Genomic DNA, 24,430 nt, shown 5'->3' with positions numbered 1-24,430 from the left:
ACATACTATTTGCAAAATGTAGGTCTTGCTATTCATAAAAAAATACTCATCTATAAGATGAGTATTTTTTACGATGATTTTTCTCTTTTCTTTCGGAATGGTAACCACCAGTTCCAATCTCCAAACAGTTTCATTAAACTTGGTACAAGCATAAGACGAATAATTGTTGCATCAAGGAATATTGCTAATGCAACACCAAGCCCCATTTGCCGTACTGGTAAAATATCAGTAAAGGCGAACGCACCTGTTACAACAATCATAATTAACGCAGCTGATGTAATGATCCTACTTGTTGACACAAGTCCTTCTAAAGTTGCTTGATCATTATCTCCTGTTTCTTCATATAACTCATGAATACGTGAAATAAGAAAAACTTCATAATCCATACTAAGCCCAAATACGAGACCGAAAATAAAGATTGGTAAGACAAATAGAACAGGACTCGCTTCTAAACCAAAATGCCCACCTTCAAATAACCAAACAACAATTCCAATTGTTGCGCTTAAACTAAGTATATTCATAATAATCGCCTTAATTGGAATGAGTATAGATCGGAATGCAAATAATAATATAACAAAGGTCGATCCAAATATAACAGACATACCAATTGCAACTTTATCTTTAATTTCATCTTCTAACTCTTGTTGGAACGTCGTCATCCCGCCTAAATAATACGTAACATCTGTTTCTTTATAATTTTGTTTAAAATCACGAACCCACTGTTTAGCAGTTTCAGTACGTGGTTTTGTTTTCAAAAAGATTTCTATCGTCGTCTTATTTCCTTTCGTATACGCTTCAAATATAGGAGCTAGCTTCGCCGCTTCTGGCGACTCTAACATTCCAGCAACTTGATCTGCTTTCATACGAGTTAACCCGTCGTATAAGCTTCTAACTTCATATACTTTCTTATCATCTTTTAACTTTTGAACGACTTCTTCTATCTTTTGTAAACTTTCTTTTTCTTTCATATCTTTTTTCGTCTCTACCACTAACGTAACATCAGCGTGTTTTTTTGCAGTTTTATTAAATGCCTCTTCGTACTTCTCATATGCAATTCTTGTATCACTTTGTTTAGGTAGAGCTTCTACGTCAGGGAACTGCAAATTAGCTGTACGTAACGGTAATAAGCAAATAACAATAAATGTTGTAACAATAATAATCATTGCGATTGGATGTTTCATTACAAATTGCGCAAATTTACGCCACACCTTTGCCGGCGTATGTGCTACTTGATTCTTTTTTAATATTCGTTTCCCAATTAATGATAATAGCGCTGGGAGAAGTGTGAGTGAGAATAAAATACTCATAATCACAACAATCATTCCGCTAATTGCGACAGACTGAATATAATCGATTTTAAAGAAAAACAAGCCGGATAATCCAACAAATACACATAATCCTGAAAATACGATAGCGCGCCCTGCTGTTTGATATGTAATTGCTATCGCTTCTTTTACCGCTCGCTTTGCAACTTCCTCTCGAAAGCGATTTACAAATAATAGTGCAAAATCAATAGATAGTGCAAGTCCAATCATCGGTGCAACATTTAACACAAAGATAGATAGTTCCTTATCGCTACCTATAAAATATAATATGCCCATCGTACTAATAACACTAAGTGCCCCATTTACAATTGGTAAAATAGATGCCAAAAGACTACCAAATGAAAATAGTAATACGAGAAATGCAATTGGTAACCCAATCATCTCTGCTACTTTTAAATCATTTTGCGTTCTTTCATTAATCTCTTGATTAATTTTTGGAAACCCTGTAGGCGTTACTTTTAATGCGGCATTACTTTCCTTTTCGATTTTATCAGCAAATTGCAATGTCTTTTCCATTCGTTCTTTATTTGTTTTCCCGGAAAATAAAATTGTCGCATAGCCGATATCATCTTGTAACATTTCTTTATTTTGCACTGGGTGATGGAAAGATTCATATGTCTCTTTCTCTTGTACATTCTTTACAATTCCCTCTACTTGCTTTTGAAATTCCTCATGTGAAGCACCCTTATTTTTTTCAAAAACGAGTAGAAGTGTGTCTTGAGACCTCTTAAAATCTTTATCTAAAATTTCTTTCGTTTTTTGATAGTCCCCTTCCGTTTGGAAACCATCACCGCCTAATACTCCCGGCAGCTTTGGAGCGAAAATACCGAGTGCGATTGCAACCAATAGTAACGCTACAATTACTGTATAACGAAACTGATACAAAAAAGCTCCTAATTTCCCCCACTTATCTACTTTATGTACATTTGTTTTCACACATTTTCACCTACTTTAAATAATTCAATTGTCATTTATACTGTATCACATCTTCGTACAAACAAAAAACGTCTGGAAACACTATAATGATAGTTTTTCCAGACGTTTTTTATCTCTCTTTATTAAGTCCCAATCTCTTGGTAAGTAAACGATGGCAGTAAATCGCCATAATTAACAAAATACCACCTACGCAATAACCAGCTAAAATATCAGTTGGATAATGTACATTTAAAATAACTCTACTTAATCCAATCGATACAATTACAATTCCCATCAAAATCGTTATAACATATTTTCCAGTTACACTCTTCAAATTTGCCGCAATAATATAAGTAAGAAACCCGAATGTCATAATAGATAACATTGCATGTCCACTAGGGAAGCTATACCCAAGCGCATCCAACGTTTCATTTAACGATGGGCGCTCCCTTTTCACAATTTCTTTTATCCCTTTATTAACAAGATGTGTTATTAAAATGCCCATTGGATACACGATCATCGCAGCATAATAACGTTTTCTCCAAAAAACAAGTAAACTTATAGCCAGCGTAGTTACGATCCCGATAGCAGAACCTAATTTTGTATAGTGTGAGAAAAATGTAAGCAAACCTTCTGTTTGTAATCCTTTTACTAATGCTCGGACATATGTATCCATCACTGTAATGCCACCCGCATGTACGCGCCAAGCAACAATGCCAAATACAGCAAGTAATAAAACGATACATACTACCTCATATTGATGCAACTTCTTTTTCAAGCGATTTCCTCCTACTATGAAAAAATGCGATTTCTATTTTAGAAACCGCATTTCCTTACTTATTTACCTTTTGTTTTTAACTCTGTCCAGTAACGATCATATTCTTTTAGCTTATCGTCTACATCAACAAGCCATTCTGTACGATCTAATTCTTCTTTCGTTAAGAAGATCATATGATTATCACGATATTCTTTACTATGAAGAGGATGAGCTTTTTCATTAGGATTACTGTATCCAATTGACTCGTAGTTTTTCACACTTACTTTTTCATCTAATAAGTAGTTCATAAACTTCTCTGCAAGCTCTTTGTTTTTCGCACCTTTTGGAATTGCTAACGTATCAGCCCAAATTGTGCCGCCTTCCTTTGGTACAACGTACTCTACATCTTTATTATCTTTTGCGATAAATGCTGCATCTCCAGACCAAACTGTTCCGATCCAAGCATCTTCTGTAATGAATTTTTGTTTAATATTATCTGTATCAAATGCTAATAAGTTTGGAAGCAGCTTCTTTAAATCATCTGCTGCTGTCTTTAACTGTGTATCGTCTTTCGTGCTGTTTGAGAATCCATGCTTCTTAAGACCCATACCTAATACTTCACGAGAATCATTTAATAAAGTTACATGCCCTTTATATTTCTCATTCCATAGGTCAGCCCAGCTTGTAGGAGCTTCTTTCACATACTTTTTATTGTATGCAATACCTGTTACGCCCCAAGTATATACTAAAGAATATTTATTCTCTGGATCAAACGCCGGTGTTTTGAAGTTAGAAACCATATTTTCGATATTCGGGATATTCTTTTTGTCTAACGGCGCTAATAAATCCATTTTCGCCATTGTTTTAACCATGTAATCAGACGGCTGAATTAAATCATACTTCGCGCCACCTGCTTGTAATTTCGCAAGCATTTCTTCATTACTTGCATACTTATCATAGTTAATTTTCACGTTATATTTCTTTTCAAAATCTCTTAGCACTTGCTCATCAAAATTGTCAGCCCAGCTATAAATGTTTAATTCTTCTTTCTTTTCACCACAACCAGCAAGTACACCAGCAACAAGGCTAAAGCTAATTGCTGCGCCGGCTAATCTTTTCATTAATTTCATCGGTTTATTACCTCCTCGTACTTTCTATATCGTTCGTATTATAAAGGAAGGTGTCCTCCAGAGTTTTCTTCACCATCTGCACCTTTGTTACGGAAGATTTCAGATAGAACCATTAATCCTACGATAGCCACAATTAAAATTGTAGAAAGTGCATTAATTTCTGGTGATACTCCGCGCTTAACCATACTGTAAATGTATAATGGCAATGTTGTTGATCCTGGTCCTGATACGAAGAAACTAATTACAAAATCATCAATTGATAATGTGAATGTTAATAATGCGGCTGAAATAACTCCTGGTGCAATTGCTGGGAACGTTACATAACGAAACGTTTGCCACGGCGTTGCTCCTAAATCATTCGCAGCCTCTTCTAAATCACGTCCCATACCAGAAAGACGCGCTGCTAAAATAACGACAACAAATGAAATACTAAATGTAATGTGCGCAATAATAATTGTTGTTTTGCCAAGTTCCATACCTAATTGACTAAATAAGATAAGTAAAGATAATCCCATTAAAATATCAGGAATTAAAATTGGTAAATACACAAGACCGTTAATAGCCCCTTCATAACGATATTTATAACGATGTAATGCAATCGCGAAAATCACACCAAGAACTGTCGTTACAACCGTCGTTACGATCGCAATCGTCATACTATTTACAAACGCATCAATAACATCTTGCTTTTGAAATAAATCTGTATACCAATGGAATGTAAAACCTTCCCATTCCGCATTAATGCGAGAATCATTGAAGGAATATACCATTAAAACCATCATTGGAAAATACAAGAACAATAAAATTAACCAAGAATAAGAAACTAAAAACTTCTTCATCTTTGCCTATTCCCCTCCGTTCCCATCATATTTATATACTTTCGTTGCACGATAATATAAGTAAATTAACAGAACAGAGAATAGAACAACAATCATAGATAACGCAGATCCAAACGGCCAGTCACGCGCTCCTAAGAATTGATTTTGAATTACGTTTCCGATTAACGCTACTTTCGATCCACCCATAACGTCTGATACAACAAACATTCCGATAGAAGAAACAAACACTAAAATAGAACCAGTAGCAATCCCTGACATCGTCATTGGTACTGTTACATTCCAAAATGCCTTTGCTGGTGTTGCTCCTAAATCATAAGCTGCTTCTAGCTTACGCTTATCAAGCTGCTCAATCGCTGCATACACCGGTAAAATCATAAATGGTAATAAAGAATAGACCATTCCGAGTATTACAGAAGGTGTGTTATATAGTAAATTTAAAGGTTCACTTATAATACCTAGTTTCAATAGCAATGTGTTTACAAGACCTTGTGAACGTAAAATAACAATCCATGCGTATGAACGAACAAGGAAGTTAATCCAAAACGGGATCGTTGCCAATAATAAAAGAATTGAACGGTATTTGCGATCAACAATTGTAATTGTATAAGCAAATGGATAACCAATTACTAAACAGATTACTGTTGTAATAACTGCAATCTTAACAGTTTCCCATAACGTTCCCATGTATAGTGGATCAAACACACGAGCTATATTCTCTAACGTAAATTGCATTTCCACTGTCCCATATGCCCCGCGCTGCATAAAGGCAAATGCCAATACAAACAGAAGGGGAATTAGGAAGAAGATTAACAGCCACGCGACTGTCGGTAGTGCGAGTAATTTCCCTTTTTTCAATTTAAGGTCACCTCGTCCTCTTGCTCCCAGCCTACGTATACATTATCTCCAATGCTCCACTGCGCTGCTTCTTCAGCAGTTTGATATGCCATTAGTAATTCTGATGTTTTCTCGTCACGTACATACAGCTTTTCCATATTTCCAACAAACTCAACGTCTTCAATATGTCCAAGATGGTATTCTTTTAAAATCGGCTCTTCAACCGAACGTACTTTTACGTTTTCAGGGCGAATTGCTACATAGCCTTCCCCGTTTTTCACAATATTATTTTCACCGATAAATGTCGCAACGAACATTGTTTTCGGCTTATTGTAAATTTCTTTCGGCGTTCCAATTTGTTCAATATGTCCTTTATTCATAACGACAATACGATCACTCATGCTCATCGCTTCTTCTTGATCGTGCGTTACGTATATGAATGTAATTCCTAAATTACGTTGTAAGTTTTTCAATTCACGTTGCAAATCTTTTCTTAACTTAAAGTCTAACGCCCCAAGTGGCTCATCTAGTAATAATACACGCGGGTTATTTACAATCGCTCTCGCAATTGCTACACGCTGCTGCTGTCCACCAGAAAGCTTTGCAGGTTTACGATTACGGAACTCAAGTAACTGCGTTAAACGCATTGCCTCTTCAGCACGCTCTTTCTGCTCTGCTGCCGGTACTTTCTGCATTTTCATACCGAAACAAATATTTTTCTCCACATTCATATGTGGGAATAGCGCATAATGTTGGAACACTAAGTTCATATGACGCTTATATGGTGGCAAATCGTTAATCTTTTCATCATCTAATAAAAGATTCCCTTTAGTTGGCGTTTCAAAGCCTGCGATCATGCGAAGTAACGTTGTTTTCCCGCAACCACTCGGCCCTAAAATCGTTAAAAATTCCCCTTCTTTAATGTCTAAAGAAAGAGGTGGGATAATCACTTGATTTCCAAAATGTTTTTCTACTGCTTCAACTTTAATAATCTTTTTCATTTTCCCGTCCTATCTACCTTAAATTTTAATTTTTATATTCATGAATAAATATTTATGTTCTATAGACTATTTTTTGTTTCGATCCAAACAAAAATGGTTGTTTAGCGTTCTCTTCTATTCTTTATGTAGTATGTTTGATTCATTTTTGCATGATACATATGTCGAACAGAAAAACCCCTTCCATTACGAAGGGGCTATTATCATACGGCTACGCCTACTGATAAACACCATCATCATTTTAACAACTTTCGTATGAATTTTAAAGCACTTTTTGTAGAAGAGTAACGAATTTTCATATCGAATGCCGTAGATTGGGCTAAAATGCTTTTATAATGTGAAAAAGTCCGAAAACTTTCTTCCCCATGATAACTACCTAATCCACTACTTCCAACACCACCAAAAGGTAAATATGGCGTTGCAAGATGATAGACAACATCATTAATACAGCCTCCGCCATATGAAATATTACTTGTCACTTTCTTTTGTACTTCTTTATCTTCAGAAAATACATATAACGCTAATGGCTTCGGATGTTGCTGAATTGTTCCAATTACCTCTTCTATGTTGTCGTATTCCACAATTGGTAAGATCGGACCAAAAATTTCATCTTCCATAACAGTACTTTGCCATGTAACATTTGTTAACACTGTTGGTTCTATATGTAAAGTTTCTTTTTTATAGTTCCCGCCGATTACCGTTTTACCATCTTTCAAAAATGAACATAAACGTTCAAAATGACGTTCAGTCACAATTCGTACATAATTGTCATTGTTTAGTGGATCTTTTCCATACTGCTCCGCAATTTCGTGTCGTAATGCCTCGATTAACTGTTCTTTCACCGAAGCATGCACATACATATAATCAGGCGCTACACACGTTTGCCCTGCATTTAAAAACTTACCCCAAACAATTCGTCTTGCTGTTACATCTATTTTTGCATCTTTATGTACAATACATGGGCTTTTCCCCCCAAGTTCTAACGTGAGTGGCGTCAACCGTTTCGCTGCTGCTTCCATCACAACTTTTCCAACACCGACACTACCTGTAAAGAAAATATAATCAAACGGTTCCTTTAACAATTCCGTACTCTTTTCTACACCGCCTTCTACTACCGCTACAAGCTCTTCTTGGAATAATTCCTCTAACATCCTAGTAAGTACTTTGGAAACGTTTGGCGTTAACTCTGACGGCTTTAAAACAATTGTATTTCCAGCCGCCAACGCTCCTACAAGAGGTGCAATTGCTAATTGAAACGGATAGTTCCACGGTGCAATAATAAGTGTCACACCGTACGGTTCAGGAACTACTTTCCCCTTTGATCCAAAATGAGTGAGTGCTGTTCGAACCCGCTTCGGTTTACTCCACGATGAAATATGCTTCAATTGAAAGGAAATTTCTTTTAATACATACCCAACTTCCGTTGTAAACGACTCATGAACTGACTTATTTAAATCTAATTTCAATGCCTGAAATATTTCTTCTTCAAAACGCTGAATGCCTTTATAAAGCTTCTTCAAATTATTCTTTCTCACTTCTACACTTCTCGTATGGCCATTATAAAAATATGCTTTTTGTTTATTTACAATAGAAGAAACACTCATTCATTCACCTTCTCCCACTATTTTTATCCAATTCTTTCATTATTTATATAGACTTCATATATAATAAATTTCTATTCGTAAAGTTACATTATATATAATTTCTTCTTGCATATAAAATTCATTGCTCACAAAAAAACTACCGAAAGAAAATCTTTCGGTAGTTTTACTGTATTAACGATATAAACGAACAGCACCTGCAGAATTATCATCAGCTTGTCCTACTACTTCAAACTTCAGGCCAAGATTCGGTAAAATACGTCCTGCATCTGGAATCTGTTTATTAATATACGTTTTCGAATCATCAAACTTCGGTACGCCTGCTAAGCCATTATACGTATACGTTCCGCGCGTTGGAGATACAACTTTCCAAGCTGGCGTTTTATCAAATGAGAACGCCGCATCAGCGATTTGGAATCGTGTACTACTTGCTACTGTTGGTTTACCATTTAAAGTTCCAACAATTGCTTCTGGATGAGAATCAACTACGCCAAGGAAACCATGTCCTGGATGTAAACCAACCCAGTTATCTGTATAAGCTGAGTCTGCATACCATACAACCATACCTGTGTTGTATTCTGGACCGCGAGCATATTTCAATGCGTTATCCGAACCAGCATAGTTTCTCCACTCTACATAATAGTTATGTTTTTTCTTCTCTGTTCCATTAGATACAGCGAATCCATCTAATTTGAACTGCGGTGTACCTTCTGCATCATCAGAGAATACTACTTTATCGTCTACATTTAGTGATGCATTATCAAGTAGGAAACCGTTTAATGCTAAACCACCATCTGTAATGTACTCAAATGTTAATTTTACTTTCTTACCTTTGAATTGACTTAAATCGTATGATTTGTCAATCCATTTTCCATTTGTTGAATGTGCATTTCCACTATTTGCTTTCTCACCAAGTTTTTCGATTAATGTTTGCTGACCATCTTCTGTTACAGCATGTACTTCAAGGAAATCATACTCTGCTTCAATTTCATACAATGACTTGAAATCAAATTTCGCAGTCGTTGCATTTGTTAAATCGAACAGTGGCGTCTCCATTTTTGTGTGAAGATTGTCACCTTTTGTGCTGTAGTAATACTGCTTACCAAATGCTGGAGCAATTGTTTTTATATCTTTATCTGGCAAGTTAACACGAATCATACCTGGGCGGTTAGATTTCGTAACACTTTGGTCTAAATATGTTGCTAGACCAATACCTTTATTTAATTTCTCGTAATCTACTTCTACGATATTTGCCCAGTTACCACCAATTGTTTTTTGGAAAAACTCTTTATTTTGTGGTGAGAAACTCGTTGGCGTTGTTCCTGCAATGTTACCAGCCCAGCTTCCGCCACTCATAACAGACCAAGCTTGAATTGGTTCACCGTCACCAGTATAGTCTGTATCATACTCATCTGGAAGACCTAAATCATGACCATATTCATGTGCGAATACACCAACTGCGCCATCTTCTGGTTCAATTGTGTAGTCGAATGCTGCGATCTTTCCGCCCCAATATGGAACTTTCGCTTGTGTGCCTTCAATTGGGAATGGTTTTGGTCCAACAGTCCAGCGATGTGACCAAATTGCATCGTCACCTAATTTACCGCCGCCTGCTTCTTGTCCAACACCCGCATGGATAATCATTAAGTGATCGATTAAACCGTCCGGTTGTTTTTGATTTCCATCGCCATTTACATCATATTGATCGAATTGGTCAAACTCTGATAAATCAATACCGCTATCTACAGCTGCTTTTAATGCATCTTTTACTAAATCACGTGGTCCTTTTGGTCCTTTATTATCATGACCTGTCGCACCATCTGCACCGTAATCAGCAGCTTTACCAGGAACTGTTAACCATTTTGTAACTGTTCCGTCTACTGTATAACTACCGCCAGATTGCTCTTCGTAATATTGTTTAAACGTTTCGATTTTGCTGCCATCCTCTAATGCGAATGGCTCATTACCGAATAACATTTTTTCATAATGTTCTTTGTTAAAATCGTCAGTATACATATAACCAGGTTCTTTATCAATATTGTTATGTTTAAAGTCAGCGTACTCTACAAGTAAAACGAGTACTTTATCTTTACGAACTTCACCGTTATATTCTTTTCCCTTTGCTGGAGAAGTTGGTACTTTACCATTTAGACCACCCTTAACTGGACCTGTCGCTGCAGGTGTTCCTGTTGCTGGTTTGTCTAACTTTTCTTTCGTATCAGCTTTCGCATCTTTCACTTTCTTTAAAAAGTCAGATGCTTCTTTCGTAAGTGGGTCCCCATTTGATACTTCTTTCCCAGGATTTTCACCCTTTTTGTTCTCTACGTATTTTTCGACGGCTTTCTTTGTTTCTGTCTCTGAAGCCTTCGAATCAATTACCCCACGGTTTTTTAGCGCATTTGCTAAACGTTCTTCTGGAATTAAATGATCATCGACTGGACTCGTAGCTGTCTTATTCACAGGTGTTTCAGCATATGCAGACTGGCCACCCGCTCCGAATGAAAGACCTAACACAGCTGTCAAAGCGATTGATGACAAAACTTTGAACGGTTTCTTGTTCATCCCTTATTTCCTCCCCTAATAAAAAATATGTATTACAAATTGAATTTTATTAAAAATTCAATATTTTTTCAATATTTAGTTATATTATGTAATTTTTTTAACATATTTGTAAAAATTCCATAGTTAGCATACGAATATATCACAATTCAACAATGTTTTCTGAAAATATTGAAAATATTTGTCAGAAACTTTATAATCGCCATAGAGGGAATTTAATGGGGATTTTATCTTTGTTTTATCTACAAAATATTTGATAATTCACTATATAAAACACAAAATGCGATTGCTTATCATATATTCTGTAGCAGCAGTTATGACCGATAATTAGGGAGGAATTACATTTGTACAAAGATAAGACTGACGCACTGGACCAAGAATGGATTGATTTAATACTTGAAGCTCTAGACGCTGGTATCGCCCTGCAAGATATCGAACATTTTTTCCAACGTATGAAGCCATCCAGTCAGGCTCAATAGGCTTGTTCTTTTTAACGAAGTTTATGTTATAATAATGACATCATAAGACGACTACATATTGATAGAAAGGTGCGCAAATATGATTGGAGAACGTATAAAACGCCTTCGCTTACAAAAAGGTATTTCATTAACTGAACTTGCCGAAAAAGCTGGTGTTGCTAAATCTTACATTAGTTCTATAGAACGCAATTTACAAAAAAACCCTTCCATTCAGTTTCTTGAAAAAATCGCAGCAGTTCTACAAATTCCAGTTGATACTCTACTTCATGATGAAACAACAAAGGAAAATCACTTAGACTCCGAATGGACACAACTCGTTAAAGATGCGATGAGCTCAGGTGTCTCCAAAGAACAATTTCGTGAATTTCTTGAATTTACAAAATGGAAGCACGATCAAAAATAATAAATAGAAAGAAGTGCTTACAACCGGCACTTCTTTTTTCTTTATAAAAAAAAACGGGGAGTCCCCGCTTTTTTATTATCTTTCAGTGCCTTCTTCTTGGTTAGCATTGAATGTCCATTCTAAATTCAATGAATCACCTTGGAAGATATTTTGGTCTTTTCCATCATCTACAAATTCAAATTGTACCCATAAATAATCCTCTGTACCACCTTCTAATCCACCCTTTTCTCCCCACTCAGGAGCAAAGATGTCTTTAGCTAAAAGATCTGGATCAGTTTTTTGTAAGTCTGCTAAAGTTGTTTCATATACAGGCTCACTTTGTTTATCCCAGTTCCAAAGGAATTTCACTTTAACGTGCTTACCAAAGTCTTCACCAGCATTATCACCTTTTGCATCTTTCACAGTATACTTTGTTGCTAGTTTAACGTCTTTAATTGTTAATGAACCGCTATTCTTTAATAAGAACTCTTTCTTAACAGAATCCCCTGGTTTTAAATCTTTAATATCTACAAGCGTTTTAGGGTCTAATGTAAGATCTAACGTCCCAGCTGCAAATGTATTGTTCGATACTTCTTTATCACTAAAGTAAGCGAATGTTCCTCCACCAATTAAAGATAACCCCAATGCTGCTGATGCAACTCCCATACCTAATTTCTTTTTCAGACTCACAATCAATTCCCCCTAGCTGTTTTTTATATTTTTATTGCTATCTCTTATTTAAAATAAGAGTTGTAACTAAAACTATATTAGCTTAGCTAATATTTGTTCTTTTTTAAAAACCTTACGTTCATTATAACGAACAAACCTATATGAATACAACACATATTTATTAATATTTTCAGTTATTTTTATTTCTCAACATTATTTTGTTTTTTCCGAATTTTTATGTTTATATTTTAAGAAATACAATAAGTGCGAGGACAGATACTCCCTCACACTCATATACATCATTTTTTATATCGGTCGTCAGTTTATTCTGATGTTTTCTCATTATGATCCGTGGTAGTAGCCTTTTCATGAGTTCCTTGCTCAGGATTTTTAGCTGTCTCTACTTGTTTCTGTTCTTCTATCTCCTTCTGTTCTTCTGCTTTTTTTTGCTCTTCTACTTTCTTCTGCTCTTCTACTTTCTTCTGTTCTTCTACTTTCTTCTGTTCTTCTATTTTCTTCTGTTCTTCTGCTTTCTTCTGTTCTTCTATCTTCTTCTGTTCTTCTTTTTCATTCTGTTTCTTTACTGTTTCATCTTTTAATAGTTGTTGTAGAGCCTGAATTTGTTCATCAATCGCTTGCAAACTAGCTTCTTTCATAATATAATCGCGCTTCTCTTTTATACTGCGAAAACCTTCATTCACATATACGGCCACTTGTTGAATCGATTCACTTTTATCCACTTTTAATTCTTCTTGTATTTGATTATAAGGAGCTTCTATTGCAGTATATACATTTTGCAACGCTTCCTCCTCAGAAGCAATTTTCTCACGTCCTTGTTGCCACACTACAATTACCTGTTCAATTTCTTCTATAGAAGTTACTGCCAACTTCCCCTTCATTTCTCCATACTGATGCTCAATAAACTGTTTATGTTGCTCAGCTTCCTCTTTTAACGTATCAACTGTTTTTGGAAATATAATCGCTGTAGAAAGAGCGGCTTCCACTTTCGTTTCATGAATAAATGCAGCTTCTGTATACGTCATTATTTGAGAGCCTAAATAAAACGTAATGGAGCATATACAAGGCAATATAAGCATCTTTTTTAATTTGCAAGGTGTTTTCAGCATCTTAATCTCTCCCATCGAACAAAATGTTCTCTATACAGAACGTTAACTTTATTATAATAAAGAACGCTACAAAATGATAGCTATATACTAGAAAAATAGAAAAAGGACTATCCATTTGATAGCCCTTTTTAATATTATTTTGCTTCACCTTCTGTTTGTTGTGCATCAAACGTCCAAGTTAAATTTAGTTTATCGCCTTGGAATTCATTTTGGTCTTTTTTATTATCAACAAACTCGAATTTCACTGTGAATTTATCAGACTTACCTGCTGAAATACCTTTTTCATCCCAGAACCAAGCAGCTAAATCATTATCTACCGCTGTAAGTGTGTCACCCTTCAATTTATCTAGCGTTGTTTCTTTTACGATTGTTTCATGCTTGTCTACATTTTTTAAGAATGTTACTTTAATGTGTTTACCAAAATCATCCTTATTGTCGCCCTTCGTATCTTCTACCTTATAATCTGTTTTCAATAGAACCTTTTTAATATTTAAAGATCCTTTATTTTCTAGTTTAAAATCTCTTTTAATTGTATCGCCAGGTTTTAAATTCGATACATTAACAACTGTTGATGGATTTAATGCTAAATCCAGTGTACCAGTCGCAAATGTATTGTTTGACACTTCTTTATCACTGAAAAATGCAAATGTTCCTCCGCCAACTAATGCTGCCCCTAACACTGCTGATGCGATACCCATACCTAATTTTTTCTTTAAAGTCATGTCCATATCCCCTTAATCTATATATTTGTTAACTTCCTAAACGGAAAGTATAACCAAACAAACTAGACGGATTGTTCTACTTTTTTCTCTTTCTTTTCCCCTTCAATGCTGCGAATCGCGCCAAAAATAGAAATCGCGGAATAGCCCAGTAAAAAGACTCCCGGAATAATAAGAAGCAATGCAGCTCCAGCCTTTGAACTAGCATAATTTAATGCATATCCTGCATAAGGAACTGTAATATCCGCATATTTCCCAATAACATTCTCCGCACGTACTGGTTCTAAATCAGGGCCGTTGTTGTTATCCCCTTTTGTTTCATACGTTACTTTTCCATTTGTATCTTTCACACCGATAATACGGTGAGTGATAATTTTTTCATCTTTCTCTTTAAAGGTAATGACATCGCCTTTTTGATATTTCGAACCATCTTTCGTCGGCTCTATCGCAATGATTGATCCTGTTAAAAATGTTGGTTCCATCGATCCTGATAACACTGATTTAAATTGATATCCCATCACTGTTGGATCTCCGCCACTCGCTTTTGACGAAATAACTACAAAAGCTAGAAAAACCATTAATGCAAATAAAACAAACGAGATAACGTTGCTAATCACTTTCCAAATTAATTTCATCGTCTCTCTCCCTCTCCGTTGTTTTATATTATTTGGAGTATATAATACTCAATTTGTTCTCTAACAAGAACACAACTAAATAATATAACGAACAATAAATAAATGCAATAAGAAAATTTACAATTATTAGTTATTTTATATATACAAAAAAGACTGTGACAAAATCTCTTCACAGTCTTTTTACTAGTAATTTATTTTTCTTCTGATTTCATTCCTGTTGTATTTCGGCGTAGCACTACAAATAAAATGGCTCCAAATAGTACGGCGGCACCTATCCCAATGCTTATTATTTTCACATTTGATTCATTTACTTCAGGCGTAGCCGTATCTTTTTTAGGCATCGCAAAAGTAACATCTTCTTTTGAAAGAACATTTATCGTCGCAATTGTTTGATTATTTTTCGTGATGTCAACTGCACCAACTACCTCACCACGATGAATTCCTTTATGATACAAAGAATCTTTATCTAATGAAGCCGCACGGAAAATCGTCCTCACATTTTTACCTTCATCTTTCTTAAGCATAAGCTCTGCACTTTTTTCAAGCTCGCTATCAATATCTTTATTTAAATACGTTGCCTTTTGATGCCAGCTATGTTTATCTAATACAGTTTGCTTCACAAATTGACCGAAAGAATAATCCGCCATCTGCTTCAAATCTTCATAAATTTCAGGTCTTTGGGAAGCCATTACTACATTTATAATGCGATTGCCATCCTTCTCATTTAATAGAACGAGTGTATTACGCGCTTCATTTGTAAAACCCGTCTTCCCGCCAATGCTATATGGATTTTCAAAATAATTAGACTTATTAAAAATAGAAACCGTCTGGCTAGATGTCGTAACCGTCGTCCTTTTCGTATTCATCGCTTGTAAAATCTCAGGATACTTTTGTACACCTCTCGTAATCATTGCCATATCATACGGCGTCGTATAATGGTTTGGATCATGCAAGCCATTTGGCGTTACAAAGTGACTATCTGTAGCCCCTAATTGCTTTGCTTTCTCATTCATCATATGAGCGAAATTCTCAACATTTCCGCCAATACGCTCCGCAATCGCATACGACACATCATTTGCACTCAGCACCATTAAAATCATAAGCGCAGTATTTCTATTAATCGTCTCACCAGGTTGAAATTCAATTTGATAATTACTCTTCTCTTGATCTAATGCTAATTGTGAAAACGTAAATTGATCCTCTGGCTTCGTATGCTCCATAAGTAAAATCGCTGTTAACACTTTCGTCATACTAGCCGGAAATGCACGATGATGTGCGTTTTTGTTATACAAAACATCTCCAGTTTTCCCATCAATCGTAGCTGCAAACTGACTAAAAACATTTGGTCCTTCCGCAGGTGGTGGTGCCACTTGTTCTGGATTCACTCCAACATTCGTCTCAGCACGTAACGTCATAGGTGTCAAAAAAAACAAACAAATAACGGTAACAAAAGCCAAAATTTTCTTAAAGTTTACCATATGACTCTCCCTTTTCACTATACTCTCACAGCTTAAAAACTGAATCTACCAATCTATATGTAAATTGTATTAAATTGGAAGGATATTCACTGTTTTTTACTATATCATACTTTTACGATAAAGAACATAAATATACAATAAAAAATAAGAAGGAATTATTCTTTCTTATCCTTCTCATCAACCAATGAATCTATTAAATTTTGACTAGCTTCCTCGGGTGTAATCTCATCTGTCATCCCCATAAACGACCAGCCTTTAGAATCGACCCACTCAACAAACTCTTGTAAAAACTCATCATGTGTAACATCCACATCAAGAATCGATCCATTAATCGAAATCGTTCTATTTCTAGATACACGCATCTTGAACGTTTTTCTTACCATTACAATAATTCTCCCTCTACTACTGAATATTTATAAAGTGAAACTTTAATCAGCCTTCACCAATCGGGCTTTTACGAGCAGCCTGCCACCACCTAACTTCTTTGCTTTCGCTAAATTTTGAGGTGGGGATCTTACCGTCCGCAAATAGCGGGGTAAAATAATCTTGTATCTCTGTTATACATGATTTTAAGTAAATTGTAAAAAGGATATATTGGCCAATTTGCATATTGAAACTGAAAACCTATCAACATGCAAAAATATCAAACGGTATGTAAATGATCATAAATGACTAAATAAATCCACATAAAAAACAAAACAACTTACATTTTATCACACCAAATACAAATGAATTTCGTACAATAGAATGGAATATACTAGAAAAAACCTTAATATGAGGAGGAACTCTATGGCGTGTTGTACGTATTGTAAAACGAAGTGGACAATAAAAGATGTATGGTCAATACTTGTGACATTTGAAAAAGATTGTCCGTATTGTTTCGGAAGGCAGTATCTATCAAATGACACCTTTCATCATGCTAATGCCGCTCTACCTTTATTATTCTTATGTCCTTTACTTGTTGATTTAAGCGATGAAAACCCTTTGGATAAATACATTAAATAATATGACCGCTACATTCTACTAAGTCTTCTTCTCATCATTATCCCTTCAGACACTACTCGCATAATTGCATATGATTTCCCTTTTAAAACTTACTATAAAAATATTGTAAAATTTCAGTTAATTATATATAATTGCTTTGGCATAAAGATTAAAGATGCTGTTACATACGCATTTTTGAAGATCCCGTAGCTCAGCAGGGAGAGCGCCATCTTGACAGGGTGGAGGTCGTGAGTTCGAGCCTCTCCGGGGTCATAAAAAAAAGAAACCATATCAACCTTCTACGTGATATGGTTTCTCTTTTTTATCTTAGCTAATTACTTTCCACCAAACATCTTCTCCAAAGACTTCGCATTGGCAAATAATACTTCTTTCAAGTTATCATCTGCAACGATTTTATAGTCGCCATCTTTGTTTTTCTTTAAGTTCAATGTAACTTCGCGAGTTGCCATGATTGCATCTTTATCTGATAAGTGTTTGACGATAGATGATGTCATCGTTTTTTCAATCGCTTTTTCAGATTGTTCTTTGTCTTCGCTAAAGGCGCTAGCGAAGGCCATTGGCATAACTTCTCCCAATGCTTTTGTTACAGCAACGGATAGATCAGCAGATGTAATTTTCACTTTCACTTCTGCTTTGTCATCTTTTTTCGATACTTCTTCTGGCTTTTCAAATTTAAAGTTTTTCGTAATCGCACTCAGCATTGCTTTTGCCTCAGCATCATCTGTTTTTTCATTTAGTTTATTAAATTCTTTGTCACTCTCAACAAATGTACGAGCTTTTTCTACATCACCTTTTTGTATCGCTGTTAAAAATTCTTCTGTCGTATCTTTCGGATTTGCACACCCTGCTAAAACACCTACTGTTAATCCTACTACCATCATTAACAGTAATAGTTTCTTTATCTTTTGCACGCTCATTCTCCTCTTATCTTTTCTAGTAAGTCAGCATTATATAATAGTATGAAACTGACATTACAAACATTTTTTAGTATAGCATTTATATGATTTATTTTCTATTCATTCCCAAAATATTAAGAGCCTTGCAGCTTTCCTACAAGGCTCTTTTCTATCAATCCGTATCCGTAGCACAGATGAACCACATTTTCTGCTCCTTACTATCTAACACCATCCAAGTAACATCCCACGCAACATCATAAAACCAATCTGTCCAAGGGCTATAGCTTTCAAAAACTTTAATATCTTCGTATCGATCTTGGAACATATATTGACATAGATTAACTGCTAATTGTTTTGCGATAACTGGTCGTTTCTTAAATGTTTCATATGCTCCACCCGACAAAATTTGAGCAGCAATGCTACCATCAAGCATGACTGCCCATTGCTCTTTAAAATGAAACTTATATTTTTCTGACGTATGTATTTTTAACTCTTCTAAGCTATTGATTATATCTAAAGAGTTACAGATTCTTCTAAAGAAGTGTTCGTGTCCATCTTTCCAATATGGTATTTCTTTGAAAAAATTTTCGTTATTTACTTTAAAACAGCTTATAACCGCTCCGCCATTTACGTTTTGTTCCTTGAATGTATGTATGAGTTTCTCAATAGATAAGTCATTCGTTTCTATTTTTTCAAACGTTCCCTCTTTCCATCTCATAACGCCCACTACTCTCTATTAAAAATTTGTTTCTTCATTATAAATAGCAAAATAAAAACCAGCAACTTTAAGGTTGCTGGCCTATCTCTTATTCATATTCGATAAAACAATAACAATTGCTCCAAACACATAATGCCCCGCTACCATCCACATACTCCGCTCAAAGATCATAAGTGATAACCAAAGCGATATATTAATAGCAGCAAATAATACATATAAAATGAAGTCTCTCTTTTGTAGCGCTTCTCGATTCATCAAAATATAAATTGCGCCGATTGGCGGAAGGATGAAGCAAAGGAAAAAAACAAACATTTTTCTTAACGACCATGGATAAATTACTGTCTGCATATGAGTCTCCTTTTCACTTTATAGTACATGTAACATCGGTCTTACTACTCTATATTCGTCACTATAAGGCTCCTTTATGATTAAAGGTGAGTGAGGATTTTTTTCTTCTTCTATCATTGTGAATACTTCTGTTTTTTCTTGTAATATGTTGGATTCACTGTTTTTAGTAGGTTTTTTACTTGTTTCGATTTTCTTCGTTACTTCTCCGAGCCTTTGTCCAACTTTTTCAGCTTCGGCAGGTTCATTCGTAACATAGTATTCTTGGTGCTCCCATACTAACATAGGTGGCACTTGTTCTCGTTTGTTACATATTATATAAGTAATACTAGCTATAAGTAGTAGGCATATTAATAAAAAGAAGATAGTTTTTTTATTCATATACTATGCTCCCTATCTATCATTTTATTAAATTATATAATATCCATTATATGTAGTAAATGGATGTCGTGGGAATTTTCGGATTTTACATCAAAAAGAAAAACCTTACTACAGTAAGGTTCCATTTTTATATTCTATAGTGATTGATTTATTAAAACGATCATTACGATAATCGCTATAAACATAACAACTAAACAGCCGATCATTTTATAAAAGCCTCTTTTCGTTAACGTCCCACCTTGAACGTCTTTTCGAATAAATAAGAATACGGCTAAAAATAATACAAGTCCAATGCCAAAAGCATACATCATTTGCATATGTTAATCTTCCTTTCTCTCTTCCATCTTAATATCTTTTCGATAAAACAACAAATGAGATAAAAACTGTACTCATCGTAAGTGCCATAAGTATGTTTAATAGTTCAACCGCAGATAGTGTAATTACGTGTAGATTTAAACCGAAAGAGAAAAGAAGGTAATATGCCGTTAGCGCAAAAAAGCTGAAGAACATTCCTTTATAACGAATAAGTTTCATTCGCTCATCTTTTTCTTTAAATTGCGGGTGTAAGTAACTTAAGCAGAAACACATAATCATCATCGCAAGTACTGTATACGTTGGAGCCGGTGGTGCGGAATGCGTCATTATGCCCGCTAATACCATGGTTCCACTCATAATAAAGAAAATAATTCCCATAATTAAAAAGTACTTTTGTGAATAATTCATCCCTATTCCCCCTCTTCTTTTCCTTCATAAATAAATACATGTTCTATCGTTGTCTGAAATGTTTTTGCTATTTCAAATGCTAACGGAAGTGATGGATCATATTTTCCCTTTTCAATTGAAATGATGGTTTGTCTGGAAACTCCAAGTTTCTCAGCCAATTTTTCTTGAGATAGTCCAAATTTTTTTCGGTATTCAACCATTTTATTTTCCAAGGAAATTTCTCCCTCCTTCCTTACAGTGAGTATATATGTAAAGCAACCTTTACGTCAAGTTTCCTTTACATGCATTTTAGTTTGTTTCACTCTATTTATATAGAAGAAACTTTTCAATTTTAGCACGTCTATTTTGAAGCACAACACGGAACACTGTAAATAACCGTTACTATATCTCCTCCTCTCTTTTTTAAAAATTTAATATCTCCCTATTTGTTTTATCCTTTTAAAATATTTCATTTATCTCTTTATTCCACAAAATGCGTTATTGGTTTTACGGTGTTTTTCGGCATATTTATAGAAACTAACTGTTTATGAAGCATTTTTTATGTTTAGCAACTTTTTTTGTAGAAATCCTTCACTTTCCTTTCAATATTTAACACTATCTAAATAAAGTTTACGATAAATTCATAATTTTTTATTTTTTATACTATATTCCGTTATATTGTTGTATAATATCAATGAAAGCGCTTATTATTTCAATATACATAATTCGAACTCATTTTTATCGAAACATTCTAATTATTATGCTTATATTTACATGCAACGATTTTAGTTATTCGTGTAGGTATACCAAATATATCCACCCCATTTTTCTGTGAAATTACTTTATAACATGAAAGATTAACTTGGGTGATAAGTTATTGTGAATGTTTTTTTACAAAACAGATAAGTAATAGTGTTTGGTATTATGTAAATTATTGTAATAACATAAGAATAAAGAAAACATTTACATTGATTGTTGGTTCATCAATTATTGAAAAGAGCAAAATGCACCTTTTGTTTGGAAAAAGGATTATATGCATTGGGAGGTTTAAACAAATGACGAGGAAGAATACAACGACAAACCCTTGGGCCAAGTTCCATGGTCCGAACCTTGGTTATGTTATTGAGCAGTATGATCTTTACGTAACTGGAGCAGGTTCTGTTGATCCGGAATTACAAGAGCTTTTTGAAATTTTTGGAGCTCCTTCGTTTCAAGATGATGTCGTAACAGGGGACAACACAGCAACACATTTTTCTCCTCAAAACACAGGGAACATTGAAAAAATTCTTAAAGTCGTTCAGCTTGTTGAACAAATTCGTTCATTCGGGCATACGTTGGCTCACATCAATCCGATGGAAGATGCTGCTAATGGACAATCTCTTCTTGAGAAAGCAATGAACGAACTAAGCGATGCTGACTTGAAAGCGATTCCAGCGAAAACAGTATGGCAAGATGCACCAGAAGGTATTCACACTGCACTTGATGTAATTCATAGATTAAAAGACGTTTATACAAAATCTTTAGCTTATGAATTTTCTCATATACAAGATAGTGAAGAACGCGCGTGGTTGCATCAAATGGTGGAATCAAATTCATTGCGTCAACCACTATCAAATAAAAAACGAACTGCTCTTTTAAAACGTTTAACAGCTGTTGAAGGTTTCGAGCAATTCTTGCATAAAACATTCGTTGGGCAAAAGCGTTTCTCTATCGAGGGCGTTGATATGCTTGTACCTGTTCTAGATGAAATTGTTCTCGAAGGTGCAAAGGGCGGCGTAGAAGATGTCATGATTGGTATGGCTCACCGCGGTCGTCTAAGCGTACTTGCACACGTATTAGAAAAACCATATAGTCACATGTTTGCTGAGTTCAAACATGCAAAAATAGAAGGCGCAGTGGCAAATTCTGGCTGGACTGGCGACGTGAAATACCATTTAGGTAGAGAACAAGTCGTTAGTAACGAAGAAGTTAGCACTCGCGTTACATTAGCAAATAACCCAAGTCACCTTGAGTTCGTTAACCCTGTTGTAGAAGGTTTTGCACGTGCGGCTCAAGAGAATCGTAAAAAATCTGGTCTTCCAGAACAAGATACTTCAAAATCATTCGTAATTTTAGTTCATGGTGATGCTGCATTCCCTGGTCAAGGTATTGTATCTGAAACGTTGAACTTAAGCAGATTGAACGCGTACCAAACAGGCGGAACAATTCATGTTATCGCAAACAATGCAGTTGGCTTTACGACTGATAGCTATGATTCTCGTTCTACGAAATATTCAAGTGACCTTGCAAAAGGTTTCGATATTCCGATTGTTCACGTGAACGCTGATGATCCAGAAGCTTGTCTTGCTGCTGCTAACCTTGCGATTCAATATCGTACATTGTTCAAAAAAGACTTCTTAATCGATTTAATTGGTTACCGCCGCTACGGTCATAACGAAATGGATGACCCAGCAGTTACGCAACCACAAGTGTACAAAAAGATTAAAAATCACCCAACTGTAAGAGCGATTTATGCAGAGCAATTACAAGCTGCTGGTGTTCTAAATGCAGATGAGGTTGAAACAATGACTCAGTTTATACAAGAGCAATTAAAATCTGACTATGCACAAGTGCCGCCAGCTGATACGAGCGCTGCAACAATTGACGTTAAAGTGCCAGATGTTGTTGCAAAAGGCATTCAGCCAATTGATACTGGTGTTGAGATTGACTCACTTCGTGCAATTAATGAAGGTCTACTATCTTGGCCAGAAGGCTTTAACGTATATCCGAAAGTAAAGAAAATTCTTGAACGCCGTAAAGACGCTCTTGAAGAGAACGGTAAAATTGAATGGGCACTTGCTGAGTCATTAGCATTCGCTTCTATTTTACAAGAAGGTACGCCAATTCGTTTAACTGGTCAAGATTCACAGCGTGGTACATTCGCGCACCGTCATATCGTATTACACGATACTGATACAAATGAAACATATTCGCCATTACATCGCTTGCCAAACATTAATGCATCCTTCTCTGTTCATAACAGTCCGTTATCAGAAGCTGCTGTTGTTGGTTACGAGTATGGTTATAACGTATTCGCTCCAGAAACTCTTGTTATGTGGGAGGCGCAATATGGTGACTTCTCAAATACTGCGCAAGCATTATTTGATCAATATGTTTCAGCAGGAAGAGCAAAATGGGGTCAAAAATCTGGTTTAGTTCTTCTATTACCGCACGGTTATGAAGGTCAAGGACCAGAGCATTCTAGTGCACGTCCAGAGCGATTCTTACAGTTAGCTGCTGAGAATAACTGGACAGTTGCAAACTTAACGAGCGCCGCACAATACTTCCATATTTTACGTCGTCAAGCATCTATCTTAGGAACAGAAGCTGTTCGACCATTAGTATTGATGACACCGAAGAGTTTATTACGTCACCCACTTACGCTTTCAACTGCTAGTCAGTTAAGCGAAGGACGTTTCCAACCTGCTCTAGAACAAGAAAACCTTGGCATGAAACCAACTAAAGTAAAACGTCTCGTTTTAAGCACAGGTAAAATGGCGATTGACTTAGCAGCAGAAATTGAGTCTGGTAAACATGAGTATAACTTAGATGAAGTTCATGTCGTTCGTATTGAACAGCTGTACCCATTCCCTGCTGAGAAAGTTCAATCTATTATTAAACGCTTTAAAAACTTAGAAGAAATTATTTGGGTTCAAGAAGAACCTCGTAATATGGGCGCATGGCATTACATGGCTCCAATTCTGTTCGAACTTGCTGGAGATAAAGTGAAAACAGGTTACATTGGACGCCCAGATCGCTCTAGCCCATCTGGTGGCGATCCATTCGCTCACAAAGCTGAGCAAGAACTAATTGTTGCACACGCTTTAGATGTGAAGTATAACTTCCGTCAAGATAAACAAGAAATTGAAGTTTTCAGCAACTGAAAGTAAAAATGAA

Annotated in this window: 25 protein-coding genes and 1 tRNA gene; 5 read left to right on the top strand and 21 right to left on the bottom strand. The window is 35.6% G+C overall.

The features are described 5' to 3' along the window. Window positions 1–68 precede the first annotated feature (68 nt). From DT250_RS14735 to inhA1, 8 genes are all read right to left on the bottom strand, one after another. Window positions 69–2,261, bottom strand: a complete 2,193-nt coding sequence (locus DT250_RS14735; protein ID WP_149213250.1) for an MMPL family transporter — start codon at window positions 2,259–2,261, stop codon at window positions 69–71. 109 nt (window positions 2,262–2,370) lie between these two features. Further along, window positions 2,371–3,018, bottom strand: coding sequence for a phosphatase PAP2 family protein (locus DT250_RS14730; protein WP_149213249.1), 648 nt, complete (start codon window positions 3,016–3,018; stop codon window positions 2,371–2,373). A gap of 59 nt (window positions 3,019–3,077) precedes the next feature. Further along, complete coding sequence (gene potD / locus DT250_RS14725) at window positions 3,078–4,127, bottom strand: spermidine/putrescine ABC transporter substrate-binding protein PotD (RefSeq protein ID WP_149213248.1); 1,050 nt, start codon at window positions 4,125–4,127, stop codon at window positions 3,078–3,080. 38 nt (window positions 4,128–4,165) lie between these two features. Beyond that, entirely contained in the window at window positions 4,166–4,966 is an 801-nt protein-coding gene (potC, locus tag DT250_RS14720) for a spermidine/putrescine ABC transporter permease PotC (RefSeq protein ID WP_000714201.1), read from the bottom strand. A 6-nt stretch (window positions 4,967–4,972) separates the two neighbouring features. Continuing rightward, on the bottom strand, window positions 4,973–5,821 hold the full coding sequence (potB, locus tag DT250_RS14715; protein WP_000715495.1) for a spermidine/putrescine ABC transporter permease PotB: 849 nt from the start codon (window positions 5,819–5,821) through the stop codon (window positions 4,973–4,975). Then, window positions 5,818–6,801, bottom strand: a complete 984-nt coding sequence (gene potA / locus DT250_RS14710) for a spermidine/putrescine ABC transporter ATP-binding protein PotA (protein ID WP_000720323.1) — start codon at window positions 6,799–6,801, stop codon at window positions 5,818–5,820. The genes potB and potA overlap by 4 nt, the downstream gene beginning before the upstream one ends. 233 nt (window positions 6,802–7,034) lie before the next feature. Beyond that, complete coding sequence (locus tag DT250_RS14705) at window positions 7,035–8,402, bottom strand: aldehyde dehydrogenase (RefSeq protein WP_137034922.1); 1,368 nt, start codon at window positions 8,400–8,402, stop codon at window positions 7,035–7,037. 171 nt (window positions 8,403–8,573) lie between these two features. After that, on the bottom strand, window positions 8,574–10,961 hold the full coding sequence (inhA1, locus tag DT250_RS14700) for a M6 family metalloprotease immune inhibitor InhA1 (RefSeq protein WP_149213247.1): 2,388 nt from the start codon (window positions 10,959–10,961) through the stop codon (window positions 8,574–8,576). Between the two features lie 341 nt (window positions 10,962–11,302). Between inhA1 and DT250_RS14695 the strand changes: the two genes are divergently transcribed. Further along, a complete protein-coding gene (locus DT250_RS14695; RefSeq protein ID WP_000276217.1) occupies window positions 11,303–11,437 on the top strand; it encodes an anti-repressor SinI family protein in 135 nt (44 codons plus the stop codon). A 79-nt stretch (window positions 11,438–11,516) separates the two neighbouring features. Continuing rightward, window positions 11,517–11,840 (top strand): helix-turn-helix domain-containing protein, encoded by a 324-nt coding sequence (locus DT250_RS14690; protein ID WP_000578881.1) that lies wholly within the window; start codon window positions 11,517–11,519, stop codon window positions 11,838–11,840. Between the two features lie 75 nt (window positions 11,841–11,915). Here DT250_RS14690 and calY read toward each other — a convergent pair whose 3' ends face one another. From calY to DT250_RS14660, 6 genes are all read right to left on the bottom strand, one after another. Beyond that, complete coding sequence (gene calY, locus DT250_RS14685) at window positions 11,916–12,509, bottom strand: biofilm matrix protein CalY (protein ID WP_149213246.1); 594 nt, start codon at window positions 12,507–12,509, stop codon at window positions 11,916–11,918. 302 nt (window positions 12,510–12,811) lie between these two features. Further along, entirely contained in the window at window positions 12,812–13,615 is an 804-nt protein-coding gene (locus tag DT250_RS14680; RefSeq protein WP_149213245.1) for a DUF4047 domain-containing protein, read from the bottom strand. A gap of 134 nt (window positions 13,616–13,749) precedes the next feature. Continuing rightward, entirely contained in the window at window positions 13,750–14,337 is a 588-nt protein-coding gene (locus DT250_RS14675) for a CalY family protein (protein ID WP_149213244.1), read from the bottom strand. Between the two features lie 62 nt (window positions 14,338–14,399). After that, a complete protein-coding gene (gene sipW / locus DT250_RS14670; RefSeq protein ID WP_149213243.1) occupies window positions 14,400–14,969 on the bottom strand; it encodes a signal peptidase I SipW in 570 nt (189 codons plus the stop codon). A 191-nt stretch (window positions 14,970–15,160) separates the two neighbouring features. Then, entirely contained in the window at window positions 15,161–16,447 is a 1,287-nt protein-coding gene (locus DT250_RS14665; protein ID WP_149213242.1) for a D-alanyl-D-alanine carboxypeptidase family protein, read from the bottom strand. Window positions 16,448–16,602: 155 nt separating this feature from the next. Beyond that, window positions 16,603–16,830, bottom strand: coding sequence for a hypothetical protein (locus DT250_RS14660; protein WP_149213241.1), 228 nt, complete (start codon window positions 16,828–16,830; stop codon window positions 16,603–16,605). Window positions 16,831–17,236: 406 nt separating this feature from the next. Between DT250_RS14660 and DT250_RS14655 the strand changes: the two genes are divergently transcribed. Further along, window positions 17,237–17,452, top strand: a complete 216-nt coding sequence (locus DT250_RS14655) for a hypothetical protein (RefSeq protein ID WP_149213240.1) — start codon at window positions 17,237–17,239, stop codon at window positions 17,450–17,452. A 179-nt stretch (window positions 17,453–17,631) separates the two neighbouring features. Beyond that, window positions 17,632–17,704, top strand: a tRNA-Val gene (locus tag DT250_RS14650). A gap of 62 nt (window positions 17,705–17,766) precedes the next feature. Here the strand turns inward: DT250_RS14650 and DT250_RS14645 are convergent. The 7 genes from DT250_RS14645 to DT250_RS14615 all read right to left on the bottom strand — a co-directional run bounded on the left by DT250_RS14645 (window position 17,767) and on the right by DT250_RS14615 (window position 20,727). Continuing rightward, window positions 17,767–18,363 carry a hypothetical protein gene (locus tag DT250_RS14645; protein ID WP_149213239.1) on the bottom strand — a complete coding sequence of 199 codons (597 nt, stop codon included), beginning with the start codon at window positions 18,361–18,363 and terminating at the stop codon, window positions 17,767–17,769. Window positions 18,364–18,520: 157 nt separating this feature from the next. Then, complete coding sequence (locus tag DT250_RS14640; RefSeq protein ID WP_141542784.1) at window positions 18,521–19,066, bottom strand: hypothetical protein; 546 nt, start codon at window positions 19,064–19,066, stop codon at window positions 18,521–18,523. Between the two features lie 81 nt (window positions 19,067–19,147). Further along, window positions 19,148–19,414, bottom strand: coding sequence for a hypothetical protein (locus tag DT250_RS14635; RefSeq protein WP_149213238.1), 267 nt, complete (start codon window positions 19,412–19,414; stop codon window positions 19,148–19,150). A gap of 18 nt (window positions 19,415–19,432) precedes the next feature. Beyond that, window positions 19,433–19,792, bottom strand: coding sequence for a hypothetical protein (locus tag DT250_RS14630; RefSeq protein WP_098857350.1), 360 nt, complete (start codon window positions 19,790–19,792; stop codon window positions 19,433–19,435). 134 nt (window positions 19,793–19,926) lie between these two features. Then, entirely contained in the window at window positions 19,927–20,109 is a 183-nt protein-coding gene (locus DT250_RS14625; protein ID WP_001178300.1) for a DUF3976 domain-containing protein, read from the bottom strand. A 28-nt stretch (window positions 20,110–20,137) separates the two neighbouring features. Beyond that, the gene (locus DT250_RS14620) at window positions 20,138–20,515 is read right to left on the bottom strand and encodes a hypothetical protein (protein ID WP_046957056.1); all 378 of its coding nucleotides are present in this window, start codon (window positions 20,513–20,515) and stop codon (window positions 20,138–20,140) included. A gap of 2 nt (window positions 20,516–20,517) precedes the next feature. Beyond that, window positions 20,518–20,727 carry a helix-turn-helix transcriptional regulator gene (locus DT250_RS14615; RefSeq protein ID WP_000428506.1) on the bottom strand — a complete coding sequence of 70 codons (210 nt, stop codon included), beginning with the start codon at window positions 20,725–20,727 and terminating at the stop codon, window positions 20,518–20,520. Between the two features lie 822 nt (window positions 20,728–21,549). Here DT250_RS14615 and odhA point away from each other — a divergent pair. Continuing rightward, complete coding sequence (gene odhA, locus DT250_RS14610; protein ID WP_149213237.1) at window positions 21,550–24,417, top strand: 2-oxoglutarate dehydrogenase E1 component; 2,868 nt, start codon at window positions 21,550–21,552, stop codon at window positions 24,415–24,417. Window positions 24,418–24,430 lie beyond the last annotated feature (13 nt).

Origin of the sequence: Bacillus sp. AR2-1 (genome assembly GCF_008368755.1) — a bacterium.
GTDB lineage: Bacteria > Bacillota > Bacilli > Bacillales > Bacillaceae_G > Bacillus_A > Bacillus_A wiedmannii.
Note: the sequence above shows the minus strand (reverse complement) of the source record. Positions and strands in the feature narration are given on the sequence as shown.

Excerpts from the sequence above, each read along its gene's own strand:
- potD (WP_149213248.1), bottom strand. The coding sequence starts at position 4,127 with ATGAAATTAATGAAAAGATTAGCCGGCGCAGCAATTAGCTTTAGCCTT.
- potC (WP_000714201.1), bottom strand. The coding sequence starts at position 4,966 with ATGAAGAAGTTTTTAGTTTCTTATTCTTGGTTAATTTTATTGTTCTTG.
- potA (WP_000720323.1), bottom strand. The coding sequence starts at position 6,801 with ATGAAAAAGATTATTAAAGTTGAAGCAGTAGAAAAACATTTTGGAAAT.
- DT250_RS14705 (WP_137034922.1), bottom strand. The coding sequence starts at position 8,402 with ATGAGTGTTTCTTCTATTGTAAATAAACAAAAAGCATATTTTTATAAT.
- inhA1 (WP_149213247.1), bottom strand. The coding sequence starts at position 10,961 with ATGAACAAGAAACCGTTCAAAGTTTTGTCATCAATCGCTTTGACAGCT.
- DT250_RS14690 (WP_000578881.1), top strand. The coding sequence starts at position 11,517 with ATGATTGGAGAACGTATAAAACGCCTTCGCTTACAAAAAGGTATTTCA.
- DT250_RS14680 (WP_149213245.1), bottom strand. The coding sequence starts at position 13,615 with ATGCTGAAAACACCTTGCAAATTAAAAAAGATGCTTATATTGCCTTGT.
- DT250_RS14675 (WP_149213244.1), bottom strand. The coding sequence starts at position 14,337 with ATGACTTTAAAGAAAAAATTAGGTATGGGTATCGCATCAGCAGTGTTA.
- sipW (WP_149213243.1), bottom strand. The coding sequence starts at position 14,969 with ATGAAATTAATTTGGAAAGTGATTAGCAACGTTATCTCGTTTGTTTTA.
- DT250_RS14665 (WP_149213242.1), bottom strand. The coding sequence starts at position 16,447 with ATGGTAAACTTTAAGAAAATTTTGGCTTTTGTTACCGTTATTTGTTTG.
- DT250_RS14660 (WP_149213241.1), bottom strand. The coding sequence starts at position 16,830 with ATGGTAAGAAAAACGTTCAAGATGCGTGTATCTAGAAATAGAACGATT.
- DT250_RS14655 (WP_149213240.1), top strand. The coding sequence starts at position 17,237 with ATGGCGTGTTGTACGTATTGTAAAACGAAGTGGACAATAAAAGATGTA.
- DT250_RS14640 (WP_141542784.1), bottom strand. The coding sequence starts at position 19,066 with ATGAGATGGAAAGAGGGAACGTTTGAAAAAATAGAAACGAATGACTTA.
- DT250_RS14635 (WP_149213238.1), bottom strand. The coding sequence starts at position 19,414 with ATGCAGACAGTAATTTATCCATGGTCGTTAAGAAAAATGTTTGTTTTT.
- DT250_RS14630 (WP_098857350.1), bottom strand. The coding sequence starts at position 19,792 with ATGAATAAAAAAACTATCTTCTTTTTATTAATATGCCTACTACTTATA.
- DT250_RS14625 (WP_001178300.1), bottom strand. The coding sequence starts at position 20,109 with ATGCAAATGATGTATGCTTTTGGCATTGGACTTGTATTATTTTTAGCC.
- DT250_RS14620 (WP_046957056.1), bottom strand. The coding sequence starts at position 20,515 with ATGAATTATTCACAAAAGTACTTTTTAATTATGGGAATTATTTTCTTT.
- odhA (WP_149213237.1), top strand. The coding sequence starts at position 21,550 with ATGACGAGGAAGAATACAACGACAAACCCTTGGGCCAAGTTCCATGGT.